The 15385-nt window shown below is 48.3% G+C and carries 21 protein-coding genes; 7 read left to right on the top strand and 14 right to left on the bottom strand.

Annotated features, from left to right (window positions below):
- Nucleotides 1-167: 167 nt before the first annotated feature.
- The 12 genes from AC5JLP_RS01700 to AC5JLP_RS01645 all read right to left on the bottom strand — a co-directional run bounded on the left by AC5JLP_RS01700 (nt 168) and on the right by AC5JLP_RS01645 (nt 8176).
- Nucleotides 168-497 (bottom strand): TMEM14 family protein, encoded by a 330-nt coding sequence (locus tag AC5JLP_RS01700; RefSeq protein WP_496066161.1) that lies wholly within the window; start codon nt 495-497, stop codon nt 168-170.
- Nucleotides 498-597: 100 nt separating this feature from the next.
- Nucleotides 598-963 (bottom strand): CpeR family transcriptional regulator, encoded by a 366-nt coding sequence (locus AC5JLP_RS01695; protein ID WP_496066160.1) that lies wholly within the window; start codon nt 961-963, stop codon nt 598-600.
- A complete protein-coding gene (locus tag AC5JLP_RS01690) occupies nt 941-1564 on the bottom strand; it encodes a chromophore lyase CpcT/CpeT (protein ID WP_496066159.1) in 624 nt (207 codons plus the stop codon). The genes AC5JLP_RS01695 and AC5JLP_RS01690 overlap by 23 nt, the downstream gene beginning before the upstream one ends.
- A gap of 66 nt (nt 1565-1630) precedes the next feature.
- Entirely contained in the window at nt 1631-2164 is a 534-nt protein-coding gene (locus AC5JLP_RS01685; protein WP_496066158.1) for a phycobiliprotein lyase, read from the bottom strand.
- Nucleotides 2164-2487, bottom strand: coding sequence for a rod-capping linker protein CpcD domain-containing protein (locus AC5JLP_RS01680; RefSeq protein WP_496066157.1), 324 nt, complete (start codon nt 2485-2487; stop codon nt 2164-2166). The genes AC5JLP_RS01685 and AC5JLP_RS01680 overlap by 1 nt, the downstream gene beginning before the upstream one ends.
- Nucleotides 2488-2594: 107 nt before the next feature.
- The gene (locus tag AC5JLP_RS01675) at nt 2595-3074 is read right to left on the bottom strand and encodes a rod-capping linker protein CpcD domain-containing protein (RefSeq protein WP_496066156.1); all 480 of its coding nucleotides are present in this window, start codon (nt 3072-3074) and stop codon (nt 2595-2597) included.
- Nucleotides 3075-3175: 101 nt separating this feature from the next.
- On the bottom strand, nt 3176-3934 hold the full coding sequence (locus AC5JLP_RS01670; protein ID WP_496066155.1) for a phycobilisome rod-core linker polypeptide: 759 nt from the start codon (nt 3932-3934) through the stop codon (nt 3176-3178).
- Between the two features lie 165 nt (nt 3935-4099).
- A complete protein-coding gene (locus AC5JLP_RS01665; RefSeq protein ID WP_496066154.1) occupies nt 4100-4858 on the bottom strand; it encodes a phycobilisome rod-core linker polypeptide in 759 nt (252 codons plus the stop codon).
- 40 nt (nt 4859-4898) lie between these two features.
- Entirely contained in the window at nt 4899-5759 is an 861-nt protein-coding gene (locus AC5JLP_RS01660; protein ID WP_496066153.1) for a phycobilisome rod-core linker polypeptide, read from the bottom strand.
- Nucleotides 5760-6316: 557 nt separating this feature from the next.
- Nucleotides 6317-6985, bottom strand: a complete 669-nt coding sequence (locus AC5JLP_RS01655; protein ID WP_496066152.1) for a HEAT repeat domain-containing protein — start codon at nt 6983-6985, stop codon at nt 6317-6319.
- Nucleotide 6986: 1 nt separating this feature from the next.
- Complete coding sequence (locus AC5JLP_RS01650) at nt 6987-7700, bottom strand: ankyrin repeat domain-containing protein (RefSeq protein ID WP_496066151.1); 714 nt, start codon at nt 7698-7700, stop codon at nt 6987-6989.
- Nucleotides 7701-7702: 2 nt separating this feature from the next.
- Complete coding sequence (locus AC5JLP_RS01645; RefSeq protein ID WP_496066150.1) at nt 7703-8176, bottom strand: DUF2656 domain-containing protein; 474 nt, start codon at nt 8174-8176, stop codon at nt 7703-7705.
- A 325-nt stretch (nt 8177-8501) separates the two neighbouring features.
- Here AC5JLP_RS01645 and AC5JLP_RS01640 point away from each other — a divergent pair, with 325 nt between their 5' ends.
- On the top strand, nt 8502-8966 hold the full coding sequence (locus AC5JLP_RS01640) for an orange carotenoid protein N-terminal domain-containing protein (RefSeq protein WP_496066149.1): 465 nt from the start codon (nt 8502-8504) through the stop codon (nt 8964-8966).
- A gap of 450 nt (nt 8967-9416) precedes the next feature.
- Nucleotides 9417-10145 carry a phycocyanobilin:ferredoxin oxidoreductase gene (locus AC5JLP_RS01635; protein ID WP_496066148.1) on the top strand — a complete coding sequence of 243 codons (729 nt, stop codon included), beginning with the start codon at nt 9417-9419 and terminating at the stop codon, nt 10143-10145.
- Between the two features lie 183 nt (nt 10146-10328).
- Here AC5JLP_RS01635 and AC5JLP_RS01630 read toward each other — a convergent pair whose 3' ends face one another.
- Nucleotides 10329-10910: a phycobilisome protein gene (locus tag AC5JLP_RS01630; RefSeq protein WP_496066147.1), complete on the bottom strand. Its 582-nt coding sequence runs from the start codon at nt 10908-10910 to the stop codon at nt 10329-10331.
- Between the two features lie 284 nt (nt 10911-11194).
- On the opposite strand from AC5JLP_RS01630, the gene AC5JLP_RS01625 reads away from it, so the two are divergent.
- From AC5JLP_RS01625 to AC5JLP_RS01615, 3 genes are all read left to right on the top strand, one after another.
- Nucleotides 11195-11437, top strand: a complete 243-nt coding sequence (locus AC5JLP_RS01625) for a hypothetical protein (RefSeq protein ID WP_496066146.1) — start codon at nt 11195-11197, stop codon at nt 11435-11437.
- Nucleotides 11438-11509: 72 nt separating this feature from the next.
- The gene (locus tag AC5JLP_RS01620; protein ID WP_496066145.1) at nt 11510-12169 is read left to right on the top strand and encodes a HEAT repeat domain-containing protein; all 660 of its coding nucleotides are present in this window, start codon (nt 11510-11512) and stop codon (nt 12167-12169) included.
- A 228-nt stretch (nt 12170-12397) separates the two neighbouring features.
- Complete coding sequence (locus AC5JLP_RS01615) at nt 12398-12604, top strand: hypothetical protein (protein ID WP_496066144.1); 207 nt, start codon at nt 12398-12400, stop codon at nt 12602-12604.
- Nucleotides 12605-12703: 99 nt separating this feature from the next.
- On the opposite strand, the gene AC5JLP_RS01610 is transcribed toward AC5JLP_RS01615, so the two are convergent.
- Entirely contained in the window at nt 12704-13504 is an 801-nt protein-coding gene (locus AC5JLP_RS01610; RefSeq protein WP_496066143.1) for a pentapeptide repeat-containing protein, read from the bottom strand.
- A 384-nt stretch (nt 13505-13888) separates the two neighbouring features.
- On the opposite strand from AC5JLP_RS01610, the gene AC5JLP_RS01605 reads away from it, so the two are divergent.
- Nucleotides 13889-14617, top strand: coding sequence for a phycobilisome rod-core linker polypeptide (locus tag AC5JLP_RS01605; RefSeq protein WP_496066142.1), 729 nt, complete (start codon nt 13889-13891; stop codon nt 14615-14617).
- A gap of 84 nt (nt 14618-14701) precedes the next feature.
- A complete protein-coding gene (locus AC5JLP_RS01600; protein ID WP_496066141.1) occupies nt 14702-15316 on the top strand; it encodes a phycobiliprotein lyase in 615 nt (204 codons plus the stop codon).
- Nucleotides 15317-15385 lie beyond the last annotated feature (69 nt).

The raw sequence follows: 15385 nt of genomic DNA, 5'->3' as shown, positions 1-15385 counted from the left end.
TTCAATCCGGTAAGCCACCGTCTTGTAGAGACGGGTACCGGGTGTAGAGTATCGGGTGTGGCGAATACAAATGGAAATAGCTGGTAAGTTGTAAAAATCTGAATCTAACAGGGACTACCGTTTCAATCAGCCAAATTGTCAGGCGGATTCGGTCAAGTGCTGACTGATTAAACGCCAACCAACTGACTAATCATGATGCCTAGTGATGGAATTCCCAAAAGCAGCATCAAACCAGCAGGCATAAACTTGCGCGTTTTGATCCATCGCATCACAAACGCCACTAGCAAGATCAGCGTGACAACTGTGGCAGCTACCAGCCCCCAGGGTTGTCCTTGAAATTGTAACAAGGCACTGACCAGCAACAGAATGCCACAGCCGCAGCCAGCAAACAGAGAAACCTTACTCTGTGCCTGAACATAGCCTAGAATGCCGCCCACGATCGCAAGGATGCCATAAACGAGTGTGACCATTACACCTACATCCATTGTTATTTCCATGCTATAGCTCCATAAAAAAGTAATGAAACCCGACGTGACCAAATTCATCTTCAATCGAGCGATCCTTAGGTTGGGCGATCGCATCGCTTATGCCGTCTATCTAATCTTGAGGATCAAAGCGAGAGCGAAAACCGCCATATTTCAGCCAATATTGTTTCAAGGCATGACAGGGTGTATGCAAACTGGCTCTGGCACGATACAAAATCACTTGTCGGTGATCGCCCATCCAGATTTTGTCAACCGGATCAACGGAAATGACGCTGCCACCCAACGTTTCAACGCACTCACAAAACCGATCAACCGCACTATAGTCCACCGTTTCAAACACAAAGAAATTGCCTGAGCAAACTAAATGGCGGCTGCGAATCCAGCACTGCATTTTTTTCTGCGCTTCTGGGGGCAGCATTTTAGTTTCAATGGGTGCTAGATAGGGCAGGGAGAGATCAGTCAATAGTGGGGACTTCATGGGCAAAGCTCTCCTGTTTTTCAAACCGCAAAGGTCCAAAGGTAGACCCCCAAACTTGCTGATGTGTATTGATATCTAAGCCCTTATCCAAGCTGACCCAGGTAGTTTCACTGATTTCAACATAGCTATCCAGATACGTTTGGCAACCATGTTTTTCAATCAAGCAAAGGTTTCCAGGCTCAACATTGCCTTGAAAGCGATCGCCCTCTCGCTTAAAAATCATCGAGCAGTGGTAGCGACGTTCAATGCAGGCAGGCGTGATGGTTTTGAGAATATTTAAATCACGCGCCGATCCGGCATAGAGCATTGGTTTTTTTAAGCTGTAGTTTTCAATATAAATCTGATCATCCTGTTCGACTAAGCGGTGCACTCCTTGCCGATAAGGACTCCACAAATCGTAGTCATAAACCTGCTCTGAATAGAGTCCAATACCAGAAAAGAATGCATAGGGTAAGGGACGAAAAAAAACATGGATGTGGGCGTAATCCTTGGCATTTTCAAACGCCTGCTTAGCATTACTAAAGTCCCCCGCCATCCAGCGTGCCAGGGTCATTAAATCATTGGATGTCGCTTGAGAGAAAGACAGTGGAGTCGATGACATGGGTATAAAGGCGATGAAAAATTAAAACCAAAAATTAAGACGTTAATGAGCGCGAATTTTTAAGCTTTAATGTTTAATTTCTTGGCGAATCTCTGAAGAGAACGAAGCCGTAACCACTCCCGTACCAGCACTGGTTTTAATCAGAGAGACCCTACAGCGAACATTGGGGTTAACAAACCAGATTTTTTCTTCAGCAGCGGCGCGATCGTACGCCGTAACAAGCACAAACGTGCCGTCTTCGGTGAGGGTGTAGTCACCCACCGCCGCGATTTCTTCAGCGTACCCTTGATCGCGCAGGAGTTTGCCACGCTGAGGCTGGCTCGGATCGGGAACAGGCACCAAAACGCACGTTCCTTTGACAAGCTCACTATCTTCCCAATCCGACTGACCTTCCCAACTCATACGGAAGGGTGAAATGGCAGCCTGTGGATCAATGCTGTAGGTTTTGCATAGATCTAACACTGCCGGATCATCCACCGAGAGAGCCACAATGTCGATCTCGGACTGAACGGCTTCAAAATGACCAAATGCCAAATGGTGAGCGCTGCGCTGCGATCGCCAATGCCCAATCGAACTCGCAACAAACTCCGTAATGTTCATCAACGTTTTGCTTTTCGTTGTGATTGTTTCTTTTGCGTCTCGTCCGCCGATTTTGGGGTCTGCCGAGCATTCGACGCAGGTTTTGCCTGCGGTTGAGCAGACAACGCTTCACCGGAATAATGAGGGATGGCTACATTCGTAACCTTTCCACCAAACCGATGAATCCGTTGCATTGTTTGAGAGAGGCATCTGTAAGGAATCGTTACTGTATACAATCCCTTCCGTAGCATCTCCTGGTGACCACCCCTCACTTCAATGGTTACCAGACGACTATTGTAATCACTGAGGTCAATGGTGCCAGAAGCAATCATTGCACTTGCCATACAAATCACCTTGAATGCGATGCTCCACTATAGCAATAGAAGAGAAACTGTATTCGTCAGTCTTAAAGTAACTGCCAGAACAGTGGTGCTGGCTCATGGGTGCGTTTCTACTCAGACTTTACCCAGGTATGATTCAGCTTTTTCAGAAATGATCTGATCAGTTTTGGCACGTTGAGCGGCTCTAAAAGCCTGGGTTCAGACGGCTGTAATGAAGTTAATGTGTCCGCTTCTGCCACAGCTTCTGCTACAACAGTCGGCTGAGTTGTTTCACTAGCTGTCGGTGCGTTTTCGAGGGCTAAAACAGGGTCAGGGTCAAAAGTAGAGGAGGGGTGTGCGGCGATCGCTTCAACCACTCCTGGATTAGCTAGTGATGTAGCATGGTTCCAACTTGCCGGAGTTGGTAGCAATAAAGACGGAGCCTGAATCCGAATAACCTTTCCACCCTTGCGGCTAATGAATTGAAGGGTGCGAGCAAGTGAGCGATAGGGAACCTTAAAGGTGTAATGACTCGTTGGCATCGTACCCTGTTGACGTAAGCCACTGACCTCAATCAACAAGATGCGATCGTCATATTCAGTAGTCGCCATAGTCGATACCTGAGATCACTAGAAAGCAGTCAGACAAAGCTAGGGGTTGGTTTTGCCTGTATCCTTACTAGACCCAATCGCTCAACTGCGATCGCCCTTCTCTAAGCTACCTCAGTAATACTCAAAATCTTGCCGCCCGTCTTCTGAATATTTTGAATTTTTTGGGAAAGCTGATTGTAGCCAACTTCAAAGGTCGTGGCGCTTCGGGTCACACGCGGACCATAGCTGGCTTTGGAAACCGCAACACGGAACCGCTTCTCCCGATTGCTGGAAGCGCCAGAGCCGCTCGCTGGAGCAACAATTTTGGTCGGCAAATTACCGCCAATATCGCTAATTAGTTTTGCTGCTTTGCCCACATCATTCGCTGCAAAGCCCCGCATTAAGGCAAAAGTACGGTTGAATCCAACATTTTTGATGCCAGCTTGAGTGCGATTTCCACGTGCAGAAGGCACAACATGCTCACCAAAATTCAGAATGTATTCATCGCTGGAAATGTAGGCATCAATCTCGGCTTCATAGCCCTGGTTGTTATACGTTTGCACATGCTCCGAGATTTCAGTTTGATCCTGTGGCGCACGACCCAGCAAATGCTTAAAATTCAATTCAACAAAACGGTAGGGAGAAGATGTCTCAAAAAACAAAGAACGGTACAGATCAGACTGCGCCACTGCGCGGACAAATTCTCTGACGGTAATATCACCATTCCGTAACTGAGACTCAGCGCTGGTGAGCCGCTGGTTGTCCATGACGTGTGCATTACCCAAGACTTGCCGATAAACCGCCCGAATAACGGTTTGCAGATTCTCTTCCGTTGCATTGGGGCGTAATTCAACCGACTCAGCTTCAATCCAAAGTGCCATACTAATGACTCCTAAAATAAGGTTTGTAGTTAATGAGGATGGCTTAAATATCAGCGTTGCCATGATGTAGTCTAAGCGAACTACAGCGCAACATTAGATACTTCTCGACATCCTCTGTGCTTTATCGAAATGGAGCAAGTGGGCATTGCCCACTTGCTAAAACGATTAAATCTCGGTGATGCTGACGATTTTGCCAGAAGTACGGTTAATCCGCTGGATTTGAGGAGTCATCTTGCTCGCTGAAACAATGTATTCAGTGGCACTCACTCGTCTAGGGCAGTCAAATTTTGACCCTGCCACCAGAATTTTGAACCGCTTTTCAGTACCAGAACCCGTCACGGTTGCTGAAGACGGTTTGATAGCATTGGCGCTGTTGGTGGCAATGTCATATACCAATTGCGATGCTTTCACCGAGCTGTCAATCTGAGAGGGGCCGCGATCGATCGCAAAAATGCGGTTATACCCTACTTGCTTCGCGTTTGCCTCGCTGCTGCCGCCACGCGTGTAGGGCACAATATTCTCACCAAACGCCGACTGGTACTCACTGCTGTCGATATAGGAATCGATTTCAGCATCGTAGCCTTCGGTCGTCGTGCGAACAATGTGCTCGGATACTTCCTTTTGATCCTGAGGTGCCCGACCGAGCAAATGTAGAAAGTTGAGTTCCACAAAGCGGTAGGGAGCGCAGGATTCAAAGTAACGGGCACGGTAGAAATCAGATTTCGCTACGGCACGCACGAATTCTCGCACGGTGATGGAGCGATCGCTCAACTGGGACTCAGCGGTGACCAACCGCTCACTTTCCATCACATAGGGATTGCCCAGCACTTGCTTATAAACGGTTCGGATGACGGTCTGAATTTCCTCTAGATCGCTGGTCGGCCAGAGTTCCACCGGAGTGGCATTGATGACGATACTACCCATTGAAACCTATCTCCTAAAGTCCTGTAATCTTGAGCTGAGGCTATACAAGCGTAATACTGGCAATCACGCCACCCTGCTGGTGAATCCGCTGATACTCCTGGGAAAGTTGCTCGTAGGGCACCAGAAACACCTTGTTGCTGCGGCGGAACTTAGAGACCCGGTTGACTGCGTTAGAGCGATAGCCTGTAACCTCAATCCGATACACTTTGCCATCGGCACTGGCACCCACACCCAAGCGCGTCTGAGGATCATTAGACGGCGCAGAGAACAAGGCACCGCTACTGGCAGGCGAAATCACCGGAGTGGGAGTGCTTTGAATCACCAGCGCATTGAGCTTGGGACTCTTGCCAGACAAGTCACCCTTCAGGCTGCTGCTGCTGGCTCCACGCACCAATTGAAACGTGTGGGTAAATTGCACCATGCTCTGACACGCATCGCTCTTGTAGCCCCGAATGTAAGGGACAAAGTTTTCGCCAAACGTGGTTTGATACTCGTCACTGTCGAGGTAGGAATCGATTTCTGCTTCAAAGCCCTGAGTATCGAGAATCGTGCTGTGCAGCCGCATCTCTTCCAGATCCAGGGGTGGACGACCCAGCAAATGCCGAAAATTGAGTTCGATCGCCCGGTAACGCGCACAACTGGTAAAGAAACGAGACTGATAGAGGTCAGACTTTGCCACTGCCCGGACAAACTCACGAACACTCAACTCACCCCGCTTAAATTGGGATTCGGGCACCGCGAGCCGCTCGCTTTCCATTACGTAAGCATTACCTAACACCTGACGATAGACTGCCAGAATAATCGTCTCGGCTTCTTCTTGTGAGCGACCGGGCACCCACTCGACGGGAGGGGTTTCATCAAAGAGGCTGACCCCTAAGCGTGAAGCTGGTCCAAATGGCATGAATGGAATCTCCTGGCTAACGACAAAGATTAAGAAAATTGTTTCAAAGCAAAAAGAAATTTCAGATTTCTCAGCCAACTCGCTTAGATACCAGATTAAATCTATCGTCAGAAAAACTCCTGCGATCGTTTAGGAAAAGGCTAATTTCTAAGCGGTTCAGACCTCTCAAGCGTTTCATACGCTTTGTTATGATCAATCTTCCTATAAGCCTGCAACCATAATTATCAAGATTTATAAAGCTTGATACAGTCAGCTCGTATAGAACACTACTGGAGCATAAACTCCTCAGGCATCCAGTTGTCGTCTGGAGATGGGTTTTCAGGTTGGCGATCTACTGTTACAGATTGTAGGACTTACGCAAAGTCTCGCAAAACTGGCCCTCCAGTCCTCAATTTATAGCCCTAGCGGGCATACAAGAAAGGGGAAGCAAGCACTCCAAGTCCCCAAGAATTGGGGGCTTAAAGCCCTTTGGGCATACAAGAAAAGAGGGGGGAATGCGTAGGTCCTAAGATTAAAGGACAAATTGATGTGCGATCGCTCTCTGGCTTGTTATCCCATCACCGCAACGCGCTGTCTAAAGCCGCCGCAACCACGTAATGATTCTCGTCTTGTTGCAATTTCGCCAGCATTGGCTTGGCTCTAGGATCAGTCGCCAGGGTCAGGGCTGTGGCGGCTCGCCAGCGATCGCGCCAGAAATCAGCCTCGGCTAAGGATTCCAATAGATCAAGCGCCTCCTGCTGGAGAGGTCCTTTAAGCAACTGACCCAGCGCCAGAATGGCCGTTTCTTTAACCGTTTGGGTCTCGTCGAGTAAGGCTTCCCGGATCACTGCCAGCAAAACGTCGTCCTGGTCGGACTCCATTAAGATCGATAAAATAGTTTGCCGGGTCAGCCAGTGACGATTGCGCTCAAATAGCTGTTGTAGCAAGGGGATGGACGCATCGCCAAAATCAAACAAGGCATTGGCAATCTCTGCCAGAACATTATCATCCTGCTCGTTCTCTAACAGAGTTCTAAGCGCCTGGAATGATGCCTCGGTGCGATGGTTGCCCAGCCCCATGACGGCAAAACGACGACAGAGGAAATCGGGGTCAGTCGAGAAGCGTTGCAAAAGCGGCACTGCGATGTCAGAAGGGAAGCCAGCCAACTCATCGATCGCCTTTTTGCGCTGGTCGATCGCGCCCGAACGTAGCCAGGATTCTAACTGAGCCAAACGATCAACATTCATCTTATTCAATGGCTCCGGCTCGGATTAACAGCTCAGATGCCTGCGCCGATCGAAACGATTTGCGGGCTTCACTCAGAGCAGTGGCACCCCAGCGATTGACCGAACGAAAATCTGCGCCATGCTCCAGCAGCAGGCTGATGATTTCCAGATTGCCCTGAGCTGCTGCCATCATCAGAGGAGTCCAACCACCGATGTTGGCGGTATTGATTTCAGCCCCCAAATCAATCAGCGCTTTGACGGCGTAAACCTGATCTCGCTCTACGGCTAAATAGAGGCCAGTGTTGCCAATTTTATTGACAGTATTGACCTCAGCACCCAGTTTCGCAAGGCGTTGGACGAGATCAGTCTGACCATGACGTGCCAGTACCATCAACACGGTTTCTTCGTAGGAATTGCGATCGCCGATCGCTGCACCATGATCCAACAGTAGAGAAACAATTTCACGCCGATCGCCCTCTGCCGCAAACATCAAAGCGGTATAGCCTCCGGCATTTTTCGTATCGACATCGGCACCTTTCGCCAGAAGTTGTTCCACGATCTCAAGGTAGCCTTCTGTAGCAGCCCACATCAGTGCCGTATTACTCGCGCCGACGGCAGTAACCCCTCCAGCGGTATTGGACTCTGCACCTTGGGCTAACAGGCTCTCCACCGCTGCCGCATCCCCCTTGATGATCGCCCGGATTAGTTGTTGATTCAGTTCTGGATTGGAGGGCATCGTCAGTCTTCCTGCCATTCAATTTTGAAGACACTTTCAATGGGCTTCTGGGCAATAGTGGCATCCCAGCCTATCCCTTGCAAAAAAGCTTCCCTGGAGCGAGTTTCCACCACATCGACTCCCCACTCTCCTGGTTGCAGGGCCTCGGGTGAGTTGGTGGTGGGAGGCGTAGTTTTAATACCCCCTAACACCAAAATTTCTGGGAAGGCGGCGCTTAATTGCTGCGATCGTCGCTTCTCTGCCAAAGCTTTTGCACACAGCGCTCCAACCTGTGACGGTAAAAACTGGTTCGGCGGAAACTGGATCTCGACTATCCAATGCGGATGATTGATCATTCTGCATTGCAAGTGGTCTTGCTCACTTAGACCCACCTGAAACACAGCCGCAAACTCTTGACGACTCAAAGCTGGAATGGTGTCTGGTAAAACATCAAAATTATGAGAGAGTAGCATCCGCCCCTGAACCTGTTTACTCACGGCTGTAGTGAATTGTCATAAAAGTGTGGCTTGCATCCCCTAGACTACCATTTCCCCTTCACCTCTTGGTCTCTAACTGCACCTCTTTTAACCCCGTTTTGCAGAGGATAATTGAGCATCCGTCACAATCGCAAAATCCTTTTTATAAATCAGCATTACATCCTTCTAAAGGCTTGGGTTAAAGGCTTTGTAGAGCTTTAAATCGTTTCAACTCTCTACCCTTAGTAGGGTTAACAACCTGAGTATGATTGTTAACTTTGGTGAAGTTAGAGCGATTCCTTTGAATGGTCTAACAGCAAATTGATTGATGAATTTGGAATAATTTATGACTGCATACACAAGCCAATCTGCAAAACATGCAGAAACTTTCAAGCAACTATCTGTAGACGACCAACTTGCTGTTTTGTGGTACGTTTACGGCTTTATCTGTAGCGAATCGGGCATGAAAGAGCCAGATGGAACGGCACCTGATAGCCCTGACGAGTTATTCGGTAAAGCGAAAGGACTCTCTCAGGATGAACAACTTCAGTTGATGCGTGACATTCTGAAAGGAACCGACACAGGAACTGCTCGTGAATATCAAGCTCTTACCAACAACACCAAGCTAGCCTTCTGGTATCAACTAGCTCAAGGAATGGAGCGTTCTGAAATTATTCAAGCTCCGTCTGACTACCAGCCATCATCGGCGGTTCAATCGTTGGTATCTGTGTTGAAACCCATTGGCTTTGAGCAGCAATTCGTCTTCCTGCGTGATGCCTTACTATCAGATGGTGGTACACCTTCTGTGTAGTGCAAGCGTAACGGCTATGAGCTTAACGTAAGTTCAATTGCACCATTTCAGCCATTTCATGTGGCTGAAATGGTGCATATCCTGTTGCCGAGTTGTAAATCGTAAGCTAATTGGAGTAATCTAATCGGCTTCCAGTATGCTTAATGGCTTATTAAGATTTAAAATACTAGTTTAATTAACTTGAAGTTTTAACAAATCTGTTTAAATCTGATTAAAATTAAATGCTTTGCACTGTGTCAGATTTTTCGCAGTGACTCTCACTAGCAACAATTACCTGTATCATCTTTAGAGGTGCTGGCGAACTCCACCAGCGAGCAAACTGGCAAGTCGAGTGCTGAACCGCTTACAGTGCGTTTTGTGCCTGGGCAAGTTGAACGCTGCACAGTTTTTGTACAGGCTTCATGCTAAGGCGTTTATTACAGATTCAACAAAGACATTAGTCTAACGTTTATGCAAGGGTCATTAAGAAATTACCAGCACTCCTTGATCCGTCAACTGGCAGATTGCGTAGAAGAGGCCTGGCGGCAACATCTGGATTTGTCTCCATACCCGATGCCAAATGATTTAGGCTACATTGAAGGTAGCCTGGAAGGCGAACGATTAACCATTGAAAATCGCTGTTACCAAACGCCACAATTTCGCAAATTGCACTTGGAATTGGCTCAAATGGGGAATGGCTTAGATATTCTCCATTGTGTCATGTTTCCCAATCCCGAATATGCCCTTCCTATTTTTGGCGCTGATCTAGTCGGTGGGCGAAGTGGGATCAGTGCCGCGATCGCGGATCTATCTCCCGTCAATGCAGATCGATCGCTGCCAGCCCATTACCATCAAGTTCTTTCAGCACTACCTGAGCTACAATTTTCCCAGCCTCGCGTCTTGCCAGAATGGGCAGATATATTTTCCGAATTTTGCTTGTTTGTCCGCCCCGTTGGAGCGGCTGAGGAAGCAGCCTTTCTTCAACGCGTGCGCGAGTTTCTGATGCTCCACTGCCAAATCGCTAGCACAGAAGTCCCCTTAGCCTCCGAACTGGAAGTCGCTAGTACGATCGCAGGGCAACAGTATTACTGCACTAAACAACAGCAAAATGATAAAACCCGGCGGGTTTTGGAGAAATCCTTTGGTGCAGAGTGGACTGATCGCTATATGACCACTATGCTGTTTGACTATGTGACCTGAGTCAGCGCGCTAAGGCATTAGAAGCAGATAGTCTAGTTTGCACATAGTCGAGACCGCCAACCGATCGCTGAAGCGTTTGTAGGGCTTACGCGCTTTGATCAAAAACTCGGAGGTTTAAGCCACTACATTGAGTTTGTGCTTCATGTTTGGTTAAAGCCTCCGAGTTTTGCGTCATTCCTACGGCTAGCAAAACTGTTTTAATCGCTCAATCAGATGATCAAAATAGGGAGATAAAATCGCTTGCTGATCGGGTTCTACTCGTTTTAAGCTAGCTGTTTTGATGCCTTCCAAGCCCACCACCATCGCATCCAGGGGCACCTGCAATTCTTGATAGAGCAATTGCATATAATGCAACCCTTCGGGGCTGGTGTAGTCTACATGCTGTCCAGCGATGCCATAGGTGATGCAGCGCAAAAAATGCCAGAAATCTCGCCAGCAGGCATTTGCCCGTTCGGCTGGGTAAAGCCCACCACCGGGTTGAGTAATGGTGGGAAAGGTCTGCAATACCTGATCTCTCGCTTCATCGACAATTTCACTCACGCGATCGCGCAACTGCTGCGCCAAGGAGGCGAGAGCGATTGTCGTAGGTGCAAGCTGTTGAATTTGCTTCACATCCTCATCTGTGAGATACCGTCCCTCATCATCTGCCGCCTGAAAGCGCTGAATTGCTCCTGTGGGATGAGTATGATGCCAGGTGGCAAAACTAACAATCCTGGCTTTTTGAATCAATTCTCGAACTTTTTCGCTAATCTGTGGCTGGGTCATTGTAGAAATATGAGAGTTAGAGATTGTACCGTTGTAACTCGTTCAATTTACAGACTGTCTTACCTTAAGAATTTTCTTCTTTGAGAAAATTATCACTTTTGGTGGAATCAGCCAACTAGTGGAATCAGCCAACTGATGGAGTCAGCCCACACATCTTTTCAATATCACTGTAGTTAGACGATTCAGCAACAAAGCAGGCTTGAACGGTTCCAGAAATTGGAATTGAAAATCTTGATGGTTGAATTGCTGAATGGCGTACTCTGTAGCGAATGGGAGCATTTCAAATGGTTGGACAAATGTGTTGGCTTTCCAGATTTGGCGGTGGTGAGTTGATTTTACATCTTCGACTAGGGCTCCTTCAACCCTGGAAGCCCTATACCCAATTTCCACATCTAGCTGTTCCAGACTACCCTATTGCTGGTGCATCTAAAGGATTTGCAACCTCTCAAAAACTATTATCGACAGGCTGGACATTGCTTTCTGTAACTGAGGCCAAAGCCGCTTTTAATCGCTCTCAAGCAGCATAATCAGGAGTTAGAGTGTGAATGAGGGGATTGCCTTAAGCGTTAAAGTAGAGGGTGACGTTCACGCTTTGCCTCATGGATCTCAGCCAAATTGAAACTGATCGGCAAAATCCGGACTTTCAATACCGCCTCAAGGCGATCGCTGCTCTTAAAGATTACCCGCCCGATGTTGCAGTGCCAATCCTCACTCAGCACATCCAGGACTCAGAATTTCTGGTGCGAACCTTTGTGGCTAGAGAATTAGGCAGGCAAAAAACCTCTGAGTCCTTTGCCGCCCTCCTCCAGATTATGCGGCTTGACGATACCCCCAATGTGCGTGCAGAAGCCGCTAACTCCCTGTCGCTGTTTGGGAGAGTCTCCGCTTCTCATCTGGTGCAAACCTTCTTTAGAGACGACCACTGGTTGGTCCGCCGAAGCATCTTGGCGGCTTTAGTTGAAATGGACTGTCCTGAAGAAGTTCTGGAAGTTTGTAGCTTAGGACTGGCAGGCAAGGATGCGGCTGTACAGGAAGCATCGGTTGATGGTCTGGGGGCGTTAGTCAATTCTCGTCAGTCTGTGGCTGCGCTAGCCCAACTTTTGGAGCTAAAAAATGCGGGGGCAGACTATATCCGAGTCAGAGTCTCCTACGCCTTGAAGCACTTTGCCGTTCCTGAAGCAAAAGAAGCCTTAGCCCAACTCAGACAAGATGCCGATCATCGAGTGGTGAGAGCAGCAATGGAAGATTTAATCTCGTAACATTGCACACATCTTCACCCTGATTTTACCCTCTGCCAAAAAGGTACCCCTTCAGGTTATGGTTACCTGACTTTGGAAAAGCTATATTTTATCTACGCTCTATAGCAGTTTGGCAAAATTGTCTAGAACTAACGTAGCATCGTTTACAGAATTTAATATCTAGACTGGCAAAATTAGCAGAGATATAGCTTTAGACTGGCACTTTTGGTTAGATAACAGGAGGAACCTATGGTAGACATTCCAACGGGTGGTCAAATGCTCTGGAAATTAGAGGGAGACGATCGAGTCCTGCACTTACGGCATGATGAGTCAGAGCCCTGGTCTCACTACGAAGAGTTTCCACAATATGTGCTGCCTGATCCTGAAGGCTTTTCTAAAGGAATTGCCACGTTTCTGGCATTATTGAAAAAAGATTGGACAGCAACTAAGTCCTAAACGAAGGCATGCCAGTCATTTTGGCAATGGTTGGAAACCAGACAACATTTGTTAGCTTCCTCGTTCTCGCCATACAGTCAGAGCAGATTGAGGGCACAACTAGCAGGTCAAGCTTTCCAGGGTCGTTCTGAGAGTAAGAGGATGAGTCGTTTCCAATTGATCGTCGGGGTGACTGAGTAGGCACGATCGCATCGCTTCACTGAGTCCCTGAACCTGCGAGAAATCTGCGCCAGCAATGCTTTCAAACTGCTCAAATTCTACGTCGGTGAGATCGGCTGCCCGTAAATCGACGCTGGCTAAATTTGCCCCATTCATACGAGCCTTGCGTAGAAAAGCTCCAGTCAACATCGCTCCCCGCAAGTCCGCCTGGACTAGCTTTGCTCCTTGCAAGTTTGCTCCGGTTAGATCTGCCCCCCCTAAATAGGCTCCTAGCAGAGTTGCTTCTTGTAAATCGCTGTGTCGCAGATTAGCCGTATTTAGCGGTGCCCCATTCAGGTTGGCTCTGGGACCGATCGCCCCAGATGATTTGTAGGCAAAGCCCTCTGGAAAAAGAGTCCGGCTATCATACCGCGCCCACTGCATCTGCGTCTCAGTTAGATTCGCCCCACTCAAATCGGCTCCACTCAAATCAACTCGATATAAACAGGCTCCCTGTAAATTGGCAGCCTGCAAAACAGCGTCGCGTAGATCAGCACCGCGTAGATCAGCACCGCGTAGATCGGCGGCACTGAGATTGGCTTGTCTGAGGTTTGCTCGAATCAGGGTAGCTTGCTTTAACGTCGCGTTTCGCAGATCTAACCCATTCAGGTCGAACTGGTATAACTCTTCTTGCTCCAGAGTGAGACCTGCTTGAAGCGCTGCCAAAAGATCTTGTGGGGTTCTCTGAAGTGCTATGCCCATGAGTCCTATCGGTAAGGCTTACGAGCATCATACCGTTTCTTTAAGTGGTTTCCGGTTGAAATTACAGAAGATCCACCGAAAGACTGCTTTGTTAAGAATTTTACTGACGGTGCGATCGTAGCTAAAACGAGGGGCACTCTCAGACAGAGAGCGTAATTGGGTTAACACTGCCCCCCATAAGGTTAAACCACCTCTTTCCCAGACTGAGGAAGCCATTGTTAGTGATTGGTCAAATTAAATCTGACGCGCCATTAAGCCCTGGACGCTGATTAGGGTTGAACTTTGAGGTCTTTGACCCACCAAACTTTCTTGACAAAACATTCGCGCTCGGCTTATGTCCTCAGCCGAGGCACATCTGCAACTTAAAGGTTAGAGGAATTTTCTATGCACGACTTTACATCGGTAACTGTCAGCCGACGGTCTTCTCTAGAAGAACGTCAATTTGCATTGACGCAGCTCTACCGCCAAGTTCTAGAGCGGCAACCCTATGAATCAGAGCGGCAGACCATTGCGCCGCTGGAAAAGGACTTTCTCAAAGACAAGATTGGCGTGCGCCGTTTTTTGAAACACTTTGCCTGCACAGACATCTATCTCAATCAGTTTTACTACAAACTCTCCAATGTCAAGTTTATGGAGGTATGTTTTAAGCATTTCCTGGGGCGAGCAATCCTGGATCATCAGGAAATGCAGGTCTACAACAATATTTTGATCACCCAAGGAGTGGGTGGACTGGTGACAGCCATACTGGATTCAGAAGAGTATCGCAAAGCCTTTGGTTGCTTTACCGTGCCGTATCCGCGTACTTACAGCTTGTATCGATCGCCCGAAGCTTTTTTAGAAACGAAATTTCTGAACGAGGAACACTATGGTCAACGAGGACAGTCAGTGCCAACGATGTATTGGCGACAGCTTGGGTTGAACTGCGCTAACGGTGTTTGTCGCCACCCTGAAGTGGATGAATTCTTTACAACGACTGCCGAGCCTGTCCGGCGGGCATCGAGCGATGTCGAAACCTTACTGCATATTCTCAAGACGAGTGATGTTGGCAAAGCCAAAGCCTTGCTCGCCAATTTATCGCCCCAGCAACGAGAGGCATTGTTAGCTTTGTGTTAGACAGTTTTTCCCAGACCCCATAACCTGTCTAAAATCAATAAGGGCATGGCGTCGCCATGCCCTTATTGATTTGAGAGAACTCCCATGCCACTTGTCCAACCGCTGACGATGATGGATTTTTTCCGCAAGAGTGAAGGCATCTGGTTTACCCAACGGACTGTGCATCATTTTGATGCGGTCGCCGATCAGTCAGGGGAATCAAAGCTTTATGTGCAAGTGGTTGCAGCCGACGATCCTCGGATCAAACAGGTTTGCGAACCACAGGGTGTTGATCCGGCGTTCGCCGTTGGTGGAGCTAGCTTCATGTGGCAAGAGCATCAAGATAACCAGGCACCCAATGCTGAGCGGGCGGCTGTGTTAGTGGATGTGCCCGATGATGAGACGGGGCGATCAGGTAAACTTTTGCGCAACCAAGGCTACGTCGAAAAGATTCCTGTGGTCAGTCGCTACTGGTTTGGTAAGGACGGCATTTTGACGATCGATACTGATTACGATCAAAATCAAGGTCAGGAGCGCTGTTGGTTTATCACTGATGACTTCCGGGTGCGCGTCAGCACCGTGCGGGCCATTAACGGGGTCTATATGATGACCTATTGTTCAGAACGGCGCTTTGTTTCTGATCAAGATTTAGCTGCCATGATTCAACACAACTTGGCTAGAGCCTCTCAGCCCGACAGTACCCCTATGCTGAAACCTTAAAACGCTATAGATGCAGTCGAGTTGTGTGCCATCACATTAAGGATCATTACTTTCTGGCGCTCGTTTGAG

It is taken from the genome of Stenomitos rutilans, from assembly GCF_059505485.1.
The sequence above is the reverse complement of the archived record's forward strand: the minus strand, read 5'-3'. Positions and strand labels throughout refer to the sequence as shown.

Excerpts from the sequence above, each read along its gene's own strand:
- AC5JLP_RS01630 (WP_496066147.1), bottom strand. The coding sequence starts at position 10,910 with ATGACCCAGCCACAGATTAGCGAAAAAGTTCGAGAATTGATTCAAAAA.
- AC5JLP_RS01600 (WP_496066141.1), top strand. The coding sequence starts at position 14,702 with ATGCCACTTGTCCAACCGCTGACGATGATGGATTTTTTCCGCAAGAGT.
- AC5JLP_RS01670 (WP_496066155.1), bottom strand. The coding sequence starts at position 3,934 with ATGGCACTTTGGATTGAAGCTGAGTCGGTTGAATTACGCCCCAATGCA.
- AC5JLP_RS01700 (WP_496066161.1), bottom strand. The coding sequence starts at position 497 with ATGGAAATAACAATGGATGTAGGTGTAATGGTCACACTCGTTTATGGC.
- AC5JLP_RS01680 (WP_496066157.1), bottom strand. The coding sequence starts at position 2,487 with ATGGCAAGTGCAATGATTGCTTCTGGCACCATTGACCTCAGTGATTAC.
- AC5JLP_RS01620 (WP_496066145.1), top strand. The coding sequence starts at position 11,510 with ATGGATCTCAGCCAAATTGAAACTGATCGGCAAAATCCGGACTTTCAA.
- AC5JLP_RS01655 (WP_496066152.1), bottom strand. The coding sequence starts at position 6,985 with ATGAATGTTGATCGTTTGGCTCAGTTAGAATCCTGGCTACGTTCGGGC.
- AC5JLP_RS01660 (WP_496066153.1), bottom strand. The coding sequence starts at position 5,759 with ATGCCATTTGGACCAGCTTCACGCTTAGGGGTCAGCCTCTTTGATGAA.
- AC5JLP_RS01665 (WP_496066154.1), bottom strand. The coding sequence starts at position 4,858 with ATGGGTAGTATCGTCATCAATGCCACTCCGGTGGAACTCTGGCCGACC.
- AC5JLP_RS01695 (WP_496066160.1), bottom strand. The coding sequence starts at position 963 with ATGAAGTCCCCACTATTGACTGATCTCTCCCTGCCCTATCTAGCACCC.
- AC5JLP_RS01625 (WP_496066146.1), top strand. The coding sequence starts at position 11,195 with ATGGTTGGACAAATGTGTTGGCTTTCCAGATTTGGCGGTGGTGAGTTG.
- AC5JLP_RS01650 (WP_496066151.1), bottom strand. The coding sequence starts at position 7,700 with ATGCCCTCCAATCCAGAACTGAATCAACAACTAATCCGGGCGATCATC.
- AC5JLP_RS01640 (WP_496066149.1), top strand. The coding sequence starts at position 8,502 with ATGACTGCATACACAAGCCAATCTGCAAAACATGCAGAAACTTTCAAG.
- AC5JLP_RS01610 (WP_496066143.1), bottom strand. The coding sequence starts at position 13,504 with ATGGGCATAGCACTTCAGAGAACCCCACAAGATCTTTTGGCAGCGCTT.
- AC5JLP_RS01675 (WP_496066156.1), bottom strand. The coding sequence starts at position 3,074 with ATGGCGACTACTGAATATGACGATCGCATCTTGTTGATTGAGGTCAGT.
- AC5JLP_RS01685 (WP_496066158.1), bottom strand. The coding sequence starts at position 2,164 with ATGAACATTACGGAGTTTGTTGCGAGTTCGATTGGGCATTGGCGATCG.
- AC5JLP_RS01635 (WP_496066148.1), top strand. The coding sequence starts at position 9,417 with ATGCAAGGGTCATTAAGAAATTACCAGCACTCCTTGATCCGTCAACTG.
- AC5JLP_RS01690 (WP_496066159.1), bottom strand. The coding sequence starts at position 1,564 with ATGTCATCGACTCCACTGTCTTTCTCTCAAGCGACATCCAATGATTTA.
- AC5JLP_RS01615 (WP_496066144.1), top strand. The coding sequence starts at position 12,398 with ATGGTAGACATTCCAACGGGTGGTCAAATGCTCTGGAAATTAGAGGGA.
- AC5JLP_RS01605 (WP_496066142.1), top strand. The coding sequence starts at position 13,889 with ATGCACGACTTTACATCGGTAACTGTCAGCCGACGGTCTTCTCTAGAA.